Annotated in this window: 16 protein-coding genes; 10 read left to right on the top strand and 6 right to left on the bottom strand. The window is 69.1% G+C overall.

Features of this window, described 5'->3' with window-relative positions; all coding sequences use genetic code 11:
* Positions 1–2: 2 nt before the first annotated feature.
* Positions 3–911 carry an SDR family NAD(P)-dependent oxidoreductase gene (locus D7D52_RS13510; protein WP_120736633.1) on the bottom strand — a complete coding sequence of 303 codons (909 nt, stop codon included), beginning with the start codon at positions 909–911 and terminating at the stop codon, positions 3–5.
* Positions 912–1,073: 162 nt separating this feature from the next.
* On the opposite strand from D7D52_RS13510, the gene D7D52_RS13505 reads away from it, so the two are divergent.
* A complete protein-coding gene (locus D7D52_RS13505) occupies positions 1,074–1,841 on the top strand; it encodes an SDR family NAD(P)-dependent oxidoreductase (RefSeq protein WP_120736632.1) in 768 nt (255 codons plus the stop codon).
* Between the two features lie 225 nt (positions 1,842–2,066).
* Here the strand turns inward: D7D52_RS13505 and D7D52_RS13500 are convergent, their stop codons facing one another.
* The 3 genes from D7D52_RS13500 to D7D52_RS13490 form a co-directional block, all read right to left on the bottom strand.
* Positions 2,067–2,267, bottom strand: coding sequence for a cold-shock protein (locus tag D7D52_RS13500; RefSeq protein ID WP_033085228.1), 201 nt, complete (start codon positions 2,265–2,267; stop codon positions 2,067–2,069).
* A 312-nt stretch (positions 2,268–2,579) separates the two neighbouring features.
* Positions 2,580–4,535, bottom strand: coding sequence for a molecular chaperone HtpG (htpG, locus tag D7D52_RS13495; protein WP_120736631.1), 1,956 nt, complete (start codon positions 4,533–4,535; stop codon positions 2,580–2,582).
* Positions 4,532–6,181: a TM0106 family RecB-like putative nuclease gene (locus D7D52_RS13490; protein WP_425464631.1), complete on the bottom strand. Its 1,650-nt coding sequence runs from the start codon at positions 6,179–6,181 to the stop codon at positions 4,532–4,534. The genes htpG and D7D52_RS13490 overlap by 4 nt, the downstream gene beginning before the upstream one ends.
* A gap of 186 nt (positions 6,182–6,367) precedes the next feature.
* On the opposite strand from D7D52_RS13490, the gene D7D52_RS13485 reads away from it, so the two are divergent.
* The 6 genes from D7D52_RS13485 to D7D52_RS13460 all read left to right on the top strand — a co-directional run bounded on the left by D7D52_RS13485 (position 6,368) and on the right by D7D52_RS13460 (position 10,253).
* A complete protein-coding gene (locus D7D52_RS13485; RefSeq protein ID WP_120736629.1) occupies positions 6,368–7,006 on the top strand; it encodes a DUF6474 family protein in 639 nt (212 codons plus the stop codon).
* Between the two features lie 7 nt (positions 7,007–7,013).
* The gene (locus D7D52_RS13480) at positions 7,014–7,511 is read left to right on the top strand and encodes a hypothetical protein (RefSeq protein WP_120736628.1); all 498 of its coding nucleotides are present in this window, start codon (positions 7,014–7,016) and stop codon (positions 7,509–7,511) included.
* A 49-nt stretch (positions 7,512–7,560) separates the two neighbouring features.
* The gene (locus tag D7D52_RS13475) at positions 7,561–8,217 is read left to right on the top strand and encodes a YcnI family copper-binding membrane protein (RefSeq protein WP_120736627.1); all 657 of its coding nucleotides are present in this window, start codon (positions 7,561–7,563) and stop codon (positions 8,215–8,217) included.
* Positions 8,214–8,750, top strand: coding sequence for a copper resistance CopC family protein (locus tag D7D52_RS13470; RefSeq protein ID WP_120736626.1), 537 nt, complete (start codon positions 8,214–8,216; stop codon positions 8,748–8,750). Before D7D52_RS13475 ends, D7D52_RS13470 begins: the two co-directional genes overlap by 4 nt.
* Before the next feature lie 32 nt (positions 8,751–8,782).
* Positions 8,783–9,706, top strand: coding sequence for a copper resistance D family protein (locus D7D52_RS13465; RefSeq protein ID WP_120736625.1), 924 nt, complete (start codon positions 8,783–8,785; stop codon positions 9,704–9,706).
* An 85-nt stretch (positions 9,707–9,791) separates the two neighbouring features.
* Complete coding sequence (locus D7D52_RS13460; protein WP_120736624.1) at positions 9,792–10,253, top strand: SRPBCC family protein; 462 nt, start codon at positions 9,792–9,794, stop codon at positions 10,251–10,253.
* A 42-nt stretch (positions 10,254–10,295) separates the two neighbouring features.
* Here D7D52_RS13460 and D7D52_RS13455 read toward each other — a convergent pair whose 3' ends face one another.
* The gene (locus D7D52_RS13455; protein WP_120736623.1) at positions 10,296–12,545 is read right to left on the bottom strand and encodes a serine/threonine-protein kinase; all 2,250 of its coding nucleotides are present in this window, start codon (positions 12,543–12,545) and stop codon (positions 10,296–10,298) included.
* 155 nt (positions 12,546–12,700) lie between these two features.
* Between D7D52_RS13455 and D7D52_RS13450 the strand changes: the two genes are divergently transcribed.
* The gene (locus tag D7D52_RS13450; RefSeq protein WP_120736622.1) at positions 12,701–13,210 is read left to right on the top strand and encodes a nitroreductase/quinone reductase family protein; all 510 of its coding nucleotides are present in this window, start codon (positions 12,701–12,703) and stop codon (positions 13,208–13,210) included.
* A 44-nt stretch (positions 13,211–13,254) separates the two neighbouring features.
* Positions 13,255–13,725 carry a ribonuclease E activity regulator RraA gene (gene rraA, locus D7D52_RS13445; RefSeq protein ID WP_120744077.1) on the top strand — a complete coding sequence of 157 codons (471 nt, stop codon included), beginning with the start codon at positions 13,255–13,257 and terminating at the stop codon, positions 13,723–13,725.
* A 66-nt stretch (positions 13,726–13,791) separates the two neighbouring features.
* Here the strand turns inward: rraA and D7D52_RS13440 are convergent, their stop codons facing one another.
* Positions 13,792–14,013: an RNA-binding S4 domain-containing protein gene (locus tag D7D52_RS13440; RefSeq protein WP_120744076.1), complete on the bottom strand. Its 222-nt coding sequence runs from the start codon at positions 14,011–14,013 to the stop codon at positions 13,792–13,794.
* Positions 14,014–14,161: 148 nt separating this feature from the next.
* Here D7D52_RS13440 and lysX point away from each other — a divergent pair, with 148 nt between their 5' ends.
* Complete coding sequence (gene lysX / locus D7D52_RS13435; RefSeq protein WP_120736621.1) at positions 14,162–17,536, top strand: bifunctional lysylphosphatidylglycerol synthetase/lysine--tRNA ligase LysX; 3,375 nt, start codon at positions 14,162–14,164, stop codon at positions 17,534–17,536.
* Positions 17,537–17,600 lie beyond the last annotated feature (64 nt).

Raw genomic sequence — 17,600 nt, 5'->3', positions numbered from 1 at the left:
GTTCAGGCGAGCCCTCTCATTCTGGGGGTACGGGACGGTTGTTCGGTGGTGAAGGCGGTCGGTTCGGTGCGGGCGATCTCCAAACCGCCGGCCACGCCGTCGCGCAGCGAGTAGTCGACCAGGCGTTGCGCCAGCGGCCGGCACCACAGCACCAGGCTTACCCAGTAGGGCGAGACGATGCGGCGGGAACGGCGGGCCAGGGCGCGTTCGCAGGCGTCGATGGCCGGGCCGAGCGGGGCCAGGCCGGAGACGGTGGAGCGGCCCAGGATGCTGCGGGCGGCCTCGGTGCCGAAGCCGCGACTGGTCATCTCGGTGTCGAGTTCGGCGAAATAGGCCATGCCGACTTTGGCTCCGGTGTGGCGCAATTCGATGCGCAGGGTGTCGCCGAGCGCCTCGACGGCCGCCTTGGAGGCGCTGTAGGCGCCGGCCAGCGGCAGGTGGATGGCGGCGGCCAGCGAGGAGATGATCAGCACGTAGCCGTTGTCGTGCGCGAGGTGCGGGCCGACCGCGCGCAGCGTGTAGTAGACGCCGAGGACATTGACGGCGAGGGTTTCCTCGAGCACCGACGGATCGCCGCCCAGCAGGGCCAGCTGGCGGGCGATCCCGGCATTGCACACCACCGCGTCCAGGCCGCCCAGTTCCGCGGTGAGGGAGTTGACCACCCGCTGCACCTGGGCCGGATCGCCGACATCGCAGTAGCGCCAGGGGGCGTCGCCGCAGTCGGCGGCGACCTGGGCCAGCAGCGACTCCTCGATGCCGAGCAGGGCCACGTGCGCGCCGTGCGCGTGCAATTGGCGGGCGAGGGCGGCTCCGATGCCGCGGGCCGCGCCGGTGATCAGGATGCGTTTGCCCGCCACCCGCGAGATCGGGCGGCGGCGACCACGGCGGGTGCGGGCCGTGCTGGCGTTCATGCTTGCGAAGCTACCACTTAGACGAACATCTGTGTTCGCAAACATTGCGAGCCTGCGGCGCGCGGAGGCGGACCCCACGCGAGCCGTGCGCGCGCCCCGGCTATCGTGCCTATTGACGGAGGGCCAGTGAGAGGGCCGTCCACGTTCGAGAGGACCAACACCGTGGAGATTTCGGGCTCCGCCGCCATTGTCACCGGAGGTGCGTCCGGGCTGGGTGCGGCCACCGCCAAGCGGCTCGCCGATGCGGGCGCGACCGTGTTCGGCCTGGATCTGGCGCAGTCGATCGAGCGCGCGGGCGACAGCGTCCCCGCCGGTGTCACCCTCATCCCGACCGACGTCACCAGCGGTGACGAGGTGGCCGCCGCGGTCGCCAAGGTCGTGGAATCCGGTGTGCCGCTGCGCATTGTGGTCAACTGCGCCGGCGTGGGCTGGGCGGGACGCATCCTGTCCAAGAACGGGCCGCACGACCTCGAGCTGTTCCGCACGGTCATCACCGTGAACCTGCTGGGCTCGTTCAACGTGATGCGGCTGGCCGCCGACGCCATCTCCAAGACCGATCCGGTCGACGAGTACGGTTCGCGCGGCGTCATCATCAACACCGCCTCGGTCGCGGCGTTCGAGGGGCAGATCGGGCAGATCGCCTACTCGGCCTCCAAGGGCGGCGTGGCCGGCATGACCATTCCGGCCGCTCGTGACCTGGCGCAGTTCGGTATTCGCGTGAACACCATCGCGCCCGGCATCATCGACACCCCGATGCTGGCGGGTGTCACCGAGGAGTACCGCAAGGGGCTCGAGGCGGGGGTTCCGTTCCCGTCGCGCCTGGGTCGCCCGGACGAGTACGCCCAGCTGGTCCAGTACATCACCGAGCACGACTACCTCAACGGCGAGACCATCCGCATGGACGGCGCCCTCCGCATGGCGCCGCGCTGACGCTGGGTCTTGGGGGTTTCACCCCCAAACCCCCGTGAGGGAGTCTCGGGGGTTTCACCCCCGAACCCCCATGAGGAAATCTTGGGGTCCCCCCAAACCCCCATGAGCAGAGGGCGCCTGCCCCCGGCTCCCATTCATGAGGCAAGGCCCGCACCGAATTCGGTGCGGGCCTTGCTGTTTCGAAGCACAAGGTGTGGGAGTTGGGGGCCCACGCCTCGGAAGCTTTTAGTGGGGGCGGACCGCAGCTGCCTGCGGGCCCTTCTTGCCCTCGGTGATCTCGAACGACACGGCCTGGCCCTCTTCGAGCTGGCGGTAGCCGTTGCCCTCGATCTCCGAGTAGTGGACGAAAACGTCGGGGCCGTCTTCGCGGGCGATGAAGCCGTAGCCCTTCTCCGCGTTGAACCACTTGACGGTGCCCTGAACCATTACCTTCTCCTGACGAGGTGTTTCTTTTGTTGCGTGGGTGTCGCGGTCGCGGCACCCGGGGTCGATCAGAAGGCGGCTTGCAACTTGCCTGGCAAGGAGAAGCGACGCCCGCACAATGTTCCGCGCGAGCATGTTGAACACGAACACGAAAACTTACGACCAAGACGTACAACGTACGCGTTCGCGCTGAGTTCCCGAAATCGCCGCGGGATGCGGATCGTCACATTCAGGACAAATAGCCTATGACCAATTCCCGCTGGCTATGGGTCGGGCTCCTGCGGTTTTCGCAGGAGCCCGACGCGAAAGCGACTGTCAGAGAGTGCGAGTGAGACGCTCGGCGAGGATGCGGGCGAAGTGCGCCGGATCCTTCAGCTCGCCGCCCTCGGCCAGAACGGCGGTGCCGTAGAGCAATTCGGCGGTCTCGGTCAGCTCCGCCGGCTTGTCGGCCTCGCCGGAAACTTTCCCGAACGCGTCGCGCAGACCCGTGACCAGCGGATGTGCCGGGTTCAACTCCAGGATGCGCTTGCTGTGCGGAAGCTCCTGACCGGAGGCCCGGTACATGCGCTCGAGCATCGGAGTGAAATCGAACACATCACCCACGATGCAGGCCGGGGAGGTGGTGAGCCGGTTGGTCAGGCGCACCTCCTTCACGTCCGCGTCGAGGGTCTGCTGCAGCCAGGTCAGCACCTCGGCGAAGTCCTTCTCCTGCTGTTCGCGCAGGGCCTCGGACTCCTTCTTCTCGTCCTCGGACTCCAGATCGACCTCGCCCTTGGCGATGGACACGATCGGCTTGCCCTCGAACTCGGTGACCGAGCCGACCCACATCTCGTCGACCGGGTCGGTCAGCACCAGCACCTCGATGCCCTTGGCCTGGAACGCCTCGATGTGCGGGGAGTTCTCGATCTGCTGCCGGGACTCGCCGGTCATGTAGTAGATGGCCGACTGCGATTCCGGCATGCGCTCGACGTACTCGGCCAGCGAGGTCTGCTCGGAGTCCGAATGCGTGGACGCGAACGCCGAGACCGCCAGGATGGTTTCGCGGTTGTCGGGATCCGACAGCAGGCCCTCCTTGAGGACGCGGCCGAATTCCTTCCAGAACTCCCAGTACTTGGTCTTGTCCTCGGCGCCGCGCAGGTCCTTGACGGTGGAGAGCACCTTCTTGACCAGCCGCTTGCGGATCATCTGGATCTGCCGGTCCTGCTGCAGGATCTCGCGAGAGACGTTGAGCGACAGGTCCTGCGCGTCCACCACGCCCTTGACGAAGCGCAGATACTCCGGCATCAGCTCTTCGCAGTTGTCCATGATGAACACCCGGCGCACATACAGCTGTACGCCGCGCTTGTGCTCGCGGGTGAACAGGTCGAACGGCGCGTGCGACGGAATGAACAGCAGCGCCTGGTATTCGAAGGTGCCCTCGGCCTTCATCGGGATGATCTCGAGCGGATCGTCCCAGGCGTGCGAGACGTGCTTGTAGAACTCCTTGTACTCCTCGTCGGAGACCTCGCTGCGCGGGCGGGTCCACAACGCCTTCTGGGAGTTGAGGGTCTGCGTCTCGACCAGGGTCTTCTCGGTCTTGTCCTCGCCCTCGCCCTCCATGACGGTGCGCTCGACATCCATGCGGATGGGCCAGGCGATGAAATCCGAGTACTTCTTGACGATCTCGCGGAGCTTCCACTCCTGCGTGTAGTCGAAAAGGTGATCCTCGTCGTCGGACGGCTTCAGGTGCAGCGACACCGAGGTGCCCTGCGGGGCCTCGGCCAGCTCCTCGATGGTGTAGGTGGGCGAGCCGGCCTCGGATTCCCAACGGGTGCCGGTGGTCTCGCCCGCCTTGCGGGTCACCAGGGTGACCTTGTCGGCCACCATGAAGGTCGAGTAGAAGCCGATGCCGAACTGGCCGATCAGCTCCTCGGCCTGCTGGTCGCCCGCTTTCGCCTCGAGCAGCTGCTTGCGCAGCGCCGCGGTGCCCGACTTGGCCAGCGTGCCGATCAGATCCACCACCTCGGCCCGCGACATGCCGATGCCGTTGTCGCGCACCGTCAGTACGCGCGCGTCGCGATCGACCTCGAGCTCGATGTGCAGATCGGAGGTGTCGGCGTGCAGGTCCTTGTCGCGGAAGGTCTCCAGCCGTAGCTTGTCCAGCGCATCGGAGGCATTGGAGACCAGCTCCCGCAGGAAGGTGTCCTTGTTCGAATACACCGAGTGAATCATCAGCTCCAGCAGCTGATGGGTCTCGGCCTGAAACTCCAGGTGTTCGATGTGTTCGGTCACGACGCGATATTACGACGGCCGAAGTCGGCGATGCCGGGAACCTCCGTGTCCGCGCGATCGGTCATCCAGTCCCGCAGCACCTTCGTCGCCTGCACGTCGTCCTCGTTGTACTCGAGGATGCGGGTGCGCTGCGACAGCTCCGGTTCGCCGCCGTCGTAGCCGACCGCCAGCCGGTACCAGGCCATGGACGCCTCACCCCCGGCTTCGGCGTCGCGCCAGTGGAATCCGGCGACCGGGGCGATCTTCTTGAGGCCCTTGCCGTTCGGGCAGATGAACTGCTCCGATACCGCCTGGAACATGTCCACCCACTGCGGGCCGTCCACGAACCGCTGCACCTCGCGCTCGGTGGGGATGCCGGGGCGGCCCGCGAAACGGCGAGCCGACTCGTAGAGCCACTTGTCCTCGGCGGTGCGCGAATAACAGTAGGCGGCAAACGTTTTCCCGTCCGCCGCGGCCTGGGCGCGCACCCGCATCAGCCAGGTCCAGAACTCCGCGAAGGAGCGGCCCTCGTCCTCGGTGGGCAGCGGATCCCAGGTGACGAACGGGCGGTACACGCCGTCGAGCAGGGTGCCCCAGAGGTAGGCGCCGTGCTCCTGGAAGCTCTCCAGATCCACGTCCACCTCGACGTCGGCGCGGGTCACCCGGACCTGCTCGACGCGGCGGACCAGGGGGGCGCCGGTGGCCCAGGCGCGGGCGGTGACCACCGTCTCGGTGAACGGCTCGTACTGCCAGTCGTCGGGATCGTCACCGCTCCAGGCGGCCAGATCGTCGATGGTCTCGACGCCGTGGCGGCGCAGCACCTCCGCGCGCGAACCCGGCGCCACCAGGCTCACGTCGCGATGCTCGGCCAGCCACTGCGCACAGCTGCGGTCGCCGTCGCGCGGGGCGCGCGTCCACCACGGGCACTGCCGGCATTCGGGGACTTTGGATGGGACGGTGGGCAATTCGCCGCGCACCACCGCGATGCGGTCGGCGTAGCGGAGGTCGTAGTCGTCGAGGATCGGGCCCAGATCGTGCACCAGGACGCGGTCGAAGTGGTAGCCGATCGCACCGCCCACCAGGGCCGGGCTGGCCAGGCCGTGCCGCTGCAGCATGCGGTACAGGTGCGCCAGGCGCTGCTGATCGCGTGGTTGCGGGCGGGTGCGGACGTGCCTGTCCGGCTGGGGATTCCAGGCGTAGAGGTCACTGGTGGTGGGGTGGTAGTCGGCCGGGTCGGGCTGGCGGGGGTCGGTCACCTTGTGGTTCACGACGATGATCGGGATGTAGCCGCCGCGATCGCCGTCGCGCCACAGGATTTCGCAGCCGCCGCGACGGCCGGTGTCGGGTTCCTGCGGCAGCAGGCCGCCCCAGATGCGTTCCGCGCCCGCGGCCATGGCGGCCATGGTGTCCGCGGCCCGCTGCTGCGCGGGCTGCTTGGGATCGATGACCGTCCAGCGTTCGGGCGCGGCCCCAACCAGCGTGTCCCGCACCTGAAGTCGATGCGCGGCGGCGGCTTCCCGCCGCTGCTGCACACCGGCATCTTCGGCCACACCGGTCAATACGCCCGGATGTTCAGCGTCCAGATGCAACCGGTGCCGACAGCCGATCAGCGAACGCGCGTCGAGAAACGCCGCGCGCTCACCATGGTCACCGATGCCCGAATACACGCCGTTCAGTATGGCCTCAACCCCCGACATGGTCGGCGGGCCGCCCCGTTCGAACGGTTTTGGGCCGGGCGCTCGCTGTGTGGCGCGGCCACCCGTTAGGGTTACTCGCAAACTGTGTTTCATGGGCGGACAGGTTTCCCCCCGGCCCTGTGCTGCCATGGCGAACCAGCATGACGGAGGCCATCTATGGGGTTGTTCGGCAAGCGCAAGAAGCGGGTCAGCCGCCGAGCCGAGGCGAAAGCCCTCAAGCACAAGGCCGGTATGGAGGCCAAGCTCGGCGCGCGCAACGAGCGCAAGCGCAACCGGATCGAGGCGCGCACGCACAAGCAGGTCGCCAAGGCCGAGATCGCCAAGCTGCAGGCCGAGGAGAAGGCGGCCAACAAGCTCGCCGCCCGCGCCGAACGCGATCCGTTCAGCGCCGCCTCGGTGCGCAAGTACCTGAGCGTGGCCCGGCTGCTGCTGCCGGTGCTGGCGCCGCTGGCCTATCGCGGCGCGACCTTCGTGCGCGCGCAGCTCGACACCCGGCGCGCACAGCAGTTGGGCGTCGGCCTCGATCAGCTCGGCGAGTTCTCCGGTCCCGGCGCGAAACTGCAGGCCCGCATCACGGGCGTGGAGTCCACGCTGTCGGATATCGAGAGCAAGCACGCCGATCCCGAGACCAAGAAGTTCGTGACCGCGAGCCGCGACCGCCTCGACAGTCTGTCGGCGGCCGTGCGCACCGCGGCCCAGATGCCGGTGCAGCGTCGCCGCGCCGTGCACGCCTCCATCTCCAACGAGCTCTCCGGCCTCGAGGCCGACGTGCTCGCGCGTCTCGGCGTGAACTGAGTACCCCATGAGCTCGGTGCGCGGTGGACTGGCGGGTGTCGCGATGGCGGCACTGGCGGTCGGCGCGCACGGGTTCGCGGGCGGCGGCTATCCGGGTTCCTCCGGGGTGATGATGCTGGTGCTGGTCACCGCCGCCCTGGGCGCGGTGGCCGCCGCCATCCGGCCGCGCGCGGCGCTGCCGATGCTCATGGTGGCCGGGCAGCCGCTGTGCCATCTCGCGTTGAGCGGGCTGGTGCAGCACGGAAACGCCGCGCACGCCATGGAATTCACCGAGCACGGCCCGATGGCGGCCGCGCACACGGTCGCGGCGCTGGGCTGCGCGCTGCTGATCCTGATCGCCGAGCGGCTCTACGCGCTGCTCTCGCATGCGGTCCGGGTGGCGCTCACCCGGCCGCGCGGGCTGCCGGTCGCGGCGCGGGCTCGCCGTCCGCGCTCGGTTCCGGCCCCGAAAGCCCTTCTCGCCCTGGGCGCGTCCGGTCCGCGCGCGCCACCGGTTACGGCGTAACCCCTCGCCCTACCTCCCCGTAACCCTTGTCAGAGAAGGCAAAACTTTCATGCACACCTCCGTTTCGCGTGCCCTCGTCACGACCGTGGCCGGCTCCGGCCTGCTGCTGCTGGGCGCGGGCGTCGCCTCCGCCCACGTCGTGGTCGACGCCCCCGGCGCCAGCCAGGGCGGCTACGCCGTCGCCACCTTCCGGGTGCCGGACGAGTCCGACACCGCCTCGACCACCAAACTCACGGTGGCGCTGCCGAATCTGAAGAGCGCCCGCCCCGAGCCGATCGCCGGCTGGACGCCCACCGTCGAGAAGAACGCGCAGGCCGAGATCACCTCCGTCACCTGGACCGCCAACCCGGGCAACCCGGGCGTGGCGCCCGGCCAGTTCCAGCGGTTCGCGCTGTCGGTCGGCCCGCTGCCCAAGCAGGAGAAGGTGAGCTTCAACGCCACCCAGACCTACAGCGACGGCAAGGTCGTCGAATGGAATCAGCCGATGAACGCCGACGGCAGCGAGCCAGAGCACCCGGCGCCCAGCCTGACCCTGGCCAAGAGCACCGGCGGCGATGACGACGCGCCGGCCGCCACCGCCGCGGACGACAAGGGCGACAAGGGCACCGACAACACCGCCCGCTGGCTCGGCGGCATCGGCCTGGCGCTGGGCGCGCTGGGTGCGGCCCTCGGCCTCGGCAGTGTGCTGCGGGGACGACGGTCGTGACCCGCACCCTGCTGACCGGGCTGGTGACCGGTCTGCTCGTCGCCGGCTTCGCGCTGCTGGGCGGGGGTGTCGCGAACGCGCACTCGGTTCCGGTCAGCTCCAGCCCGGCCAACGGCGCGCAGCTCGACACCTCGCCGGCGACGGCCAGCATCACCTTCAACGAGAGCCTGCAGCCCGCCTACCCGTCCATGACGGTGACCGGGCCGGACGGCAATCTGTGGTCCAAGGGCCAGCCGAAGGTGGACGGGCCGACCATCAGCATCGAGGTCGGCGAGCTGGGTCCGGTCGGCGAATACACCGTCGCCTACCGGGTCACCTCCGCCGACGGGCATCCGGTCAGCGGTAAGCGCACCTTCACACTCACCAAGGCGGGCAACGGAACTCCGGGCCCGAAGGCGGATGCCGCCGCCACCTCCGGCGGCGGTTCCGGCGGCGGCGTGCCGCTGTGGGTGTTCATCGTGGGCGCGATCGTGCTGTTCGGCGGCGGCCTGGCCTTCGCCCTGTTCGGCGGACGGGGCAAGCGGCGCACGTGAACCGGCCCGACCGCGCCGCTCGTCAGCCAGGGATGACCGGCAGCAAATCTCCGAAATGGCTACTGCTGCTGGTCATCCCGCTGGCCCTGGACGGGGCCGCGCTGGCCTGGATCCTGGCTGCCGGCGACCCTGTGCAGGTCGAGGCGCCCGTCCGGGTGGTGGCGGACTGCGCGGGTGCGACCGTGCTGGGGCTGGCCGCCCTGCCGCGGCTGTCGGACCGGCTGGCCCCGCGGTGGCGGCTGCTCACCGTGTTCGCCGCGCTCTGGGCGGCCCTGGAATTCGGCATGCTGGCGCTGGAAGCCGGTGAGGTGCAAGGCATTCCGGCCGGGCAATTGAGCGCCGCGCAGTTCGGCGACTATCTGGCGCATGTGAGCGGCGGGCAGATCGGGATCGCGTTGCTGGTCGGCACCGGCGTGGTGGCGATCTACAGCGCCTTCGGTTTTCGCAATCCGGACCGGGTGACCCCGGATCTGGTGCTGGTGTTCGCCGCCGTCACGCTGACGCTGCGGCCGATCACCGGGCACATGTCGCAGCAGCCCCTCGGGTCGGTGCTGGCGGCGCTGCACGCGCTGGCGGCGGCCGTCTGGTTCGGGGTGCTGCTGGCACTGGCCCTGACGGTGCGCACCCGCGGCGAATGGGCGGTGTTGCTGCCTCGGTACTCGAATTGGGCGCTGCCGCTGGTGATCACGGTCATGGTGACCGGGGTGATCGACGGGCTGGTGCGAATCGGCGGCGTCACGCCGCTGGCGACCACCGGGTACGGGCGCATCCTGCTGGCGAAGACGGTGCTGGTGTGCGCGCTGGTCGCGCTGGGCTGGTGGTGGCGGCGGACCTGGGTGCCGCGGGCGGCCGGTCACCGCATGGCCGCGGACGATTCCCTGCGGCGCGCGATTGTGGAAGTGCTGGTGATGGCGCTAGTCTTCGGGCTGGCCGGAACGCTGGCCGTCACCGCGTAGTACGCGCTCGCCGCGTGGCCCTTCTCATAGATGGCGCGCATCACAAGATCTGCCGACGAAACTAGAACACGTTACAGTTGCCGGCATGACCGAAGTAAAGATCGTCGCGGACTGCGCCGCGTCGGCCGAATCGGCCTTCGCCTACGTCGACGACTACCAGCATCTGCCCAAGTTCATCAACGAGATCAGCGCGTTCACGCCGCTGACCGAGCAGGTCGAGGGCGTCGGGGCCACCTTCGACGGCACCATTCAGCTCGGCCCGATCACCCTGCACTCCACCATCGAGATCGTCCGCCACGAACCCGGATACGCCATCGGGGTGAAGTCCATCAAGGGTTTCGAGATCGAATCCACCTTCCTGTTCCACGACCGGGGCGAGGAAGCCTGCACCATCGACGCCATCGTCGACTACCGGGTCCCCGGCGGCCTCGCCGGCAAGCTGCTCGGCAAGACCATCGAACCCTTCGTGAAACTCGCCGTGAAGAGCTCCACCCACCACCTGGTCACCCAGGTCGCCGAGTTCCACGCCACCCGCGCCAACGCCTGAACCGCCGGGGTCGCCAAAGCCGCCGACCCCCGCCGCAGCGGATTACGAGACCGCGCGTTCGAAGGCGCGCAGGTCGGCCTCGGTTTGGCGGAAGAGCCAGTAGTCGGCGAGGAAGCCGAGTACGCCCGCCACGCACAGGGCGTAGAGGGGGATCAGGACCAGCGAAACCTCTTGGGCGTTCAGGAAGATCAGGCTGGCGATGACGCCGATGAGGGGAATCGCCACGGCCACCGCGAGATAGCGGGTGCAGCGGCGGCTCAGGGCGCGCAGGGCGTCGCGGTCCGCGGCGGTCTCGCCGTGGGTGAGCAGGCGCGGATAGAAGCAGCGCACCACGAAGAAGGTGACCACGAAGAACGGGTAGGCCACCGAGATCGCACCCGAGACCAGCTGGGTCGCTATCAGATTCACGATGCGGCCGGGCGGCAGGCCGGTGTAGACGACCAGCGCGATGGACGAGACCGCGGCCGCCAGCACCCACCAGCAGAACGCCAGCAGCGCCACCCGGTCGCCGTCGACGAGCGTGTCACGGCGCGCGCGCGACAACGTCTCGGTGTCGTAGGCGCGGCCGCGCCGCAGCCCGCGCCACACGATGAACGCGCGCCGGCACAGATAGTTGGTGACCACGATGGCCGCCGGTGTGGCGGTCAGGGCCAGCAGATTCCCGACCACCTGGAGCCGCAGGCGTTCCTGCGGTGAGAACCACAGCGCCCACAGGCCGTGGTTGTGCAGGTTGACATACGCCATGCCCAGCACGTCGCCGACCAGGCTGGCCAGCGTGATCAGGGCGACCAGCGACCACGGGCCGACCCGGGCGCGCCAGCTGTGGGCCGGCGGATCGACCAGATCGCGGGCGCGCTGATCCAGGCACAGCTCCAGCTGCTGGGCCAGCGCCGCACCGGTGGCCCAGCGGTCGTCGCGTTCGGGGGCAAGGCATTTCAGCAACACCCGGCGCAGCGTGGGCGGGCAGTCGGGCGGAAGTTCGGCGAGGTGGCGGGGGTCGATCTCGTGGCGGCGCAACCGCAGCATGCGTTCGAGCGAGGACTCCGAATCGCCCGCGCGGGTCTCGTCGTCGAAGGGGCGGGCGCCGGTGAGCAGCTCCCACAGCACCACGCCGAGTGCGTAGATATCGCTGCGGCCGTCGAGTTCCTCTGCGCTCTGCGGCAATTGGGGATGACAGGCGGCGAGCTGCTCGGGCGACATGTAGGCCAGCGAGCCGCCGAAGTAGGCCAGCGGGCTGGTCCCGGCCACGTGCAGGCTGAAACTGATGTTGAAGTCGGCCAGCTTCGGGCTGCCGTCGGCCGTCAGCAGGACATTGGCGGGCTTGATGTCGCGGTGCAGCACACCGTTGTTCGCGGCGTAGTCGAGGGCGCGGGCCAGCCGGGCGCCCAGCCACGCGACCGTCTCCGGCCAGCTGCGCTCGGGCATGGCGGTCCGGGTCGGCGACTCCCCCGCCACCAGTCCGCCCTTGTCGCGCATGGCCGCGTCGACCGCTTCCAGCAGCAGTCCGCCGTCGCGCCGATCCGGTTCGCGAGAACGCGCCAGCGCCAGCACCTTCGCCAGCGTGCCGCCCGGAAGATACTGCATGTACAGCAGTTTCAGCTCCTGTTCGGCCAGCAGCCGCTGGTCGAAGACGCGCACGATGTGCTCGTGGTCGAGCTGGGCCAGGGTCTCGGATTCGGTGCCGTGATTCTGCGAGATCTTCACCGCCACCAGGCGTTGCATGGAGCGCTGCCGGGCCAGGAAGACCCGGGCGAAGGCTCCGGCGCCCAGTTCCACCAGGAGATCGAAATCGTCGAGGCGATCACCGACCTCGATGCCCTCGAGCGCGTGCTGCGCCCGCGGGCGCGCGATCAGGGTGCTGCGGTAGTCGCGGTCGGCCCAGTCGGCGGCGGCGGTGCCCCATTCGGTGGCGGCCCACGCAGTCGCGGCGGCCTCCGTCGGATAACCGCTCACATCGACCGCGTGGACGGCCGCGCCGGAGCGGCGCAGCGCGTGGAACTCCTCGTACGCCAGATCGGGTGGCAGTGGGCCGGAACGCAATTCGTCGAACTCGGCGCGATAGTCGGCCAGCCGCTTGGGAAAGTCGTAGCGGATCCAGCGGTACTCCAGATCCACCTTGATCAGTTCGATCAGCGCCAGCCGCCGCACCTGCGGGCCGAGCGGTAGGAATTCGGCCAGCCGCGGCGGCGTGCCGTGGGCCTCCCAGGCGGCGGTGAAGGCGGCGAGGGCGGACGCCAGCAGGGTGCGGGTCTCGTCGACGGCGCCCGAGTCGATGGCCGGCTCCACCTTCATGTCCCCTCCCGATCCGGACTCCTCGGGTGCCGTCAGTATGCGCCCGCAAACCCGACTGCACGGTTGATTGGTTCTGCTGGATAGATCGCGCGGCGAGCGCGGAGCGCATCGCTCATCACCGAACGCCCCGGTGAGCGTGGCATTAGAGTCGCGTTATGAGCAGTGAGCAGTTCCCAGAACGGATCTGGGGTTCCCGCACCAACTTCCTGTCGCGAGTGGCCAGCCCGTTCGCCGCCACCAAGCTCGGCTCGCTGGTCATTCGCAAGCTGACCCCGCTCGACCGCAAGGTGCTCGAGCGCACCGACGGCAAATACACGGTGCTCGGCCCGATCGGGGCGCCGGTCATCCTGGTCACCACCATCGGGCGCAAATCCGGGCAGCCGCGCACCACCCCGCTGCTGTACGTCCACGACGGGGACACGCTGTACGTGATCGGCTCCAATTTCGGCCAGGCCCATCACCCCGCCTGGACCGCGAACCTGCTCGCCAACCCGGCCGCCGAGGTCGCCATTGCCGGACAGCGGATTCCGGTCACTGCGACCTTGGTCACCGACGAGGAACACAAGCAGGCGATCTTCCAGCGGTTCGAGCAGACCACCGAGGCGTACACCGCCTACCGCAACCGCACCGCCCGTGACTTGCGGATATTCGCCCTGACAAGATAGTTCTCGTGACCGAATCAGCCAATGACATTCCGCAAGCACAGGCCATCGCCACTGCCGACCTAGCCGACGAGATCGGTCCCGAGATCCGCAGCTGCGACACCCAGTTCATTCAGTTCGGCGGCCACGAGGTCTTCTCCGGCCGCATCGTGACCATCAAGACCTTTCAGGACAACCTGCTGGTCAAGCAGACGCTCGGGGAGCCCGGCGAGGGGCGGGTGCTGGTCGTCGACGGCGGCGGCAGCGTGCACACCGCCCTGGTCGGCGACATCATCGCCGGTCGCGGCGTCGACAACGGCTGGGCCGGGGTCGTCGTCAACGGCGCGGTGCGCGACTCGGCGATCCTGCGCACCCTGCCCATCGGGCTCAAGGCGCTGGGCACCAACCCGCGCAAGAGCACCCAGAAGGAAGGCAACGCCGAGAAGGATGTGCCGGTCGAGTTCGGCGGGGTCACCTTCGTGCCCGGCGACATGCTCTACAGCGACCACGATGGCGTCGTCGTCCGCAGCGAAGACTGAGACGACTCTCGGGAACCTCCCAGCGGCTGCGGGCCGGCTACCCCGAGAATGGGGAACCGTGTGCCATCAGCCGCTGGTGACCCGGACCTTGTGCCCGGCCAACGCCACCACATCCCCGGCGTGTAGCTGCCGCCCGCGGCGCAGCTCCACCTCGTCGTTGACACGTACCAGGCCCTGGGCGATCACCATTTTGGCTTCCGAACCGGAATCGATGAGGTTCGCCAGCTTCAGGAACTGGCCGAGTCGAATGACATCGTCCTCGATCGGGACATCGACTGGATCCGACATGGGGTACATCCTCACCCGCGGCCGCTCCGAGACCAAACGCCGCCCCCACCCCCGGCCGCCACGCGCGAGCCACCACCAGCGGGCGCACCGCGTCTGTCACCACCCGGCGCACCGCGCCGACGAGACACGAACCGGGTTCTGAGTGCACATGGGCAACGGCAACATTCACACTGGTGCGGTGACTTCCACGCAGGACCGGCCGCACCACGACTCCGACCAGAGACCGGAGCCGCGGTCGCCGGAGGTGCCGCATCGCGGGCACGGCCGGCTGCGCGAGCTCCCGCACCTCGCCGGCACCGTCCTCGGCGTCTACTCCGTGCTCTGCTTCGCCTGGAGCATCTCGCCCGGCCTGCGCTTCCTGACCTCGGGCCTACGCCATTTCGTCGACACCTATTACTTCGACGCCCCCGACACCTCGCTGGTGTGGGCCCTGGTGGTGGGCCTGCTCGCGGGCGCGACCGCCAGCCGCAAACGCATCGCCTGGTGGCTGCTGATCGGCTACATGGCGGCCTTCGCGCTCGCCAACGCCCTCGACTTCGCCGACTCCGGCGACCTCAATGCCTCGGTGGCGCTGGTCATTCACCTCGCCGTCATCGGCATCCTGATCGCCTCCTGGTCGGAGTTCTACACGCACGTGCAGAGCGGCGCGGTCTGGCGCGCCCTCGGCGTGCTGGTCGGCGGCCTCACCCTGGGCTGCCTGGTCGGCTGGGGTCTGGTCGAACTGTTCCCCGGCAGCCTGCCCGATCACACCGAGCGCGCCCTGTGGGCGGTATCCCGGGTGACCGGCGCGATCCTGGTCTCCAACGACGACTTCGACGGGCACGCACCGCATCCGGTGAACCTGCTGCTGGGCCTGTTCGGCGCCATCGCGCTGCTGGCCGCGGTGATCACGCTGTTCCGCTCGCAGCGCTCCTCCAACGCGCTCACCGGGCTCGACGAATCCGCCATCCGCGGCCTGCTGGCCCGCTCCGACGTCGAGGACTCGCTGGGCTACTTCGCCACCCGCCGCGACAAGGCCGTCGTCTTCGCGCCCAGCGGCAAGGCGGCCGTCACCTATCGCGTCGAACTGGGCGTATGCCTGGCCTCGGGCGACCCCATCGGGCAGAAGGAAGCCTGGGGGCAGGCCATCGACGCCTGGCTGCGGCTGGCCGACCAATACGGTTGGGCCCCAGCGGTGATGGGCGCCAGCGAGCTCGGCGCCACCGCCTACCGCCGGGCCGGGCTCTCGGCGCTGCGCCTCGGTGACGAGGCCATCCTGGAGACCCGCACCTTCTCGCTGGCCGGGCCGGACATGAAGCAGGTGCGCCAGGCCGCCAACCGGCTCAGCAAGCAGGGCATCGTCGTGCGGGTGCGCCGGCACAAGGAGATCTCCGCCGAGGAGATGCAGGACGTCATGCGGCGCGCCAACGCCTGGCGCGACACCGAGACCGAACGCGGCTTCTCCATGGCGCTCGACCGGCTCGGCGACCCCCTCGACGGCGACTGCCTGCTGGTCGAGGCGGTCGCGCCCAACGGGCAGGTGCTCGGCATGCTGTCGCTGGTCCCGTGGGGCCGCACCGGCGTCTCCCTGGATCTCATGCGCCGCGACCGCACCGGCCCCAACGGGCTGATGGAACTCATGATCTCGCGGCTGGCGCTGAACTCCGACCAGTACGGCATCACCCGAATCTCGTTGAACTTCGCGGTCTTCCGCGCGGTCTTCGAGGAGGGCGGCCGCATCGGCGCCGGGCCGGTGCTGCGGCTGTGGCGCGGCGTGCTCATGTTCTTCTCCCGCTGGTATCAGCTGGAGGCGCTCTACCGCTCGAACGTGAAGTACCAGCCCGAATGGGTGCCGCGGTTCTCGCTGTTCGAGGAACGCCGCCATCTGGTGCGCGTCGCCATCGCCTCCGCTCTCGCCGAGGGCTTCCTGCCCCGCTTCGGCCGCGACCACGACGCCTCCGCGCACACCGGTCTGCGCTCGTCGGTGCCCGACACCATCACCGGGCTGCACGCCGACGGCAGCCTGCCCGATCTGCCGCCCGAGGAGCTCGAGGAGAGCGGCCCGCGCCGCCCCGAGCAGGTGCGGGTGCGCATGGACAAGCTGGAGAAGCTGCAGCGGTCCGGCGTCGAGGCCTACCCGGTCGCGTATCCGCCCACCCACACCGTGGCCGCCGCGCGCGGCTGCCCGCAGGGCACCACCGTGCGAGTCTGCGGGCGGCTGTTGCGGATTCGCGATTACGGCGGCGTCATCTTCGCGGTGCTGCGCGACTGGTCCGGCGATATTCAGCTGCTCATCGACCGCGGCCGGGTCGGCGCGGACCGCAGTGAGGACTTCACCGCCTACTTCGACCTCGGCGACCTGCTGGAGGTGAGCGGGCAGATCGGGCGCAGCCGCCGCGGCGAACTGTCGCTGTTCGCCCAGGACTGGCGGATGATCGGCAAATGCCTGCACCCGCTGCCGGACAAGTGGAAGGGCCTGTCGGATCCGGAAGCGCGTGTGCGGCAACGGTACGTCGACATGGCCATCAACACCGACATGCGCGAGGTGATGACCAAACGCAGCGCCGTGGTGCGCTCGCTGCGAGACACGTTGCACGGCTGGGGTTTCCTCGAGGTGGAGACGCCCGTGCTGCAGCAGGTGCACGGCGGCGCCAACGCCACCCCGTTCACCACCCACATCAATGCCTACGACCTCGACCTGTACCTGCGCATCGCCCCGGAGCTCTACCTCAAGAAACTGTGCGTGGGCGGTATGGAGAAGGTGTTCGAACTGGGCCGCGTCTTCCGCAACGAGGGCGTCGACTACAGCCACAATCCGGAGTTCACCATCCTGGAAGCCTATGAGGCGCACAGCGATTACGAACGGATGATGCACGCCTGCCGCCAGCTCATCCAGGAGGCGGCGGTGGCCGCCAACGGCAAGATGGTGGCGCTGCGGCCCGGACCCGACGGGACCGTCACCGAATTCGACATCTCCGGCGACTGGCCGGTCAAGACCGTGCACGGCGCCGTCTCCGACGCCATCGGCGAGACCATCACCCCCGAGACCGACACCGAACGGCTGCGGCTGCTGTGCGAGAAGGCGGGCGTGCCGTTCCAATTGGGCTGGGACGCGGGCCAGCTCGTGCTCGAGATGTACGAGCACCTGGTGGAGTCCGCCACCCAGGCGCCCACCTTCTACATCGACTTCCCCACCTCCGTGTCCCCGCTCACCCGCGCGCACCGCAGCATCGCGGGCGTCACCGAACGCTGGGACCTGGTGGCCTGGGGCGTCGAATTGGCCACCGCCTACAGCGAATTGACCGATCCGGTGGAACAGCGCCGCCGCCTCACCGAACAGTCCATGCTCGCCGCCGGCGGCGACCCGGAGGCCATGGAACTCGACGAGGACTTCCTGCAGGCCCTCGAACACGCCATGCCGCCCACCGGCGGCCTCGGCGTCGGCGTGGACCGGGTGGTCATGCTGCTCATCGGGCGCAGCATCCGCGAAACGCTGCCGTTCCCGCTCGTGAAACCGCGCAATCTGCCGTCGGATTCGCGGTAATACCCGGGACAACCCCGATGGCCCCGGCCGAGCGTCCGATTTAATCTGGGAGTCGGCTGGGCGG

The organism is Nocardia yunnanensis, from assembly GCF_003626895.1.
GTDB classification, from domain to species: domain Bacteria; phylum Actinomycetota; class Actinomycetes; order Mycobacteriales; family Mycobacteriaceae; genus Nocardia; species Nocardia yunnanensis.
Note: the sequence above shows the minus strand (reverse complement) of the source record. Positions and strands in the feature narration are given on the sequence as shown.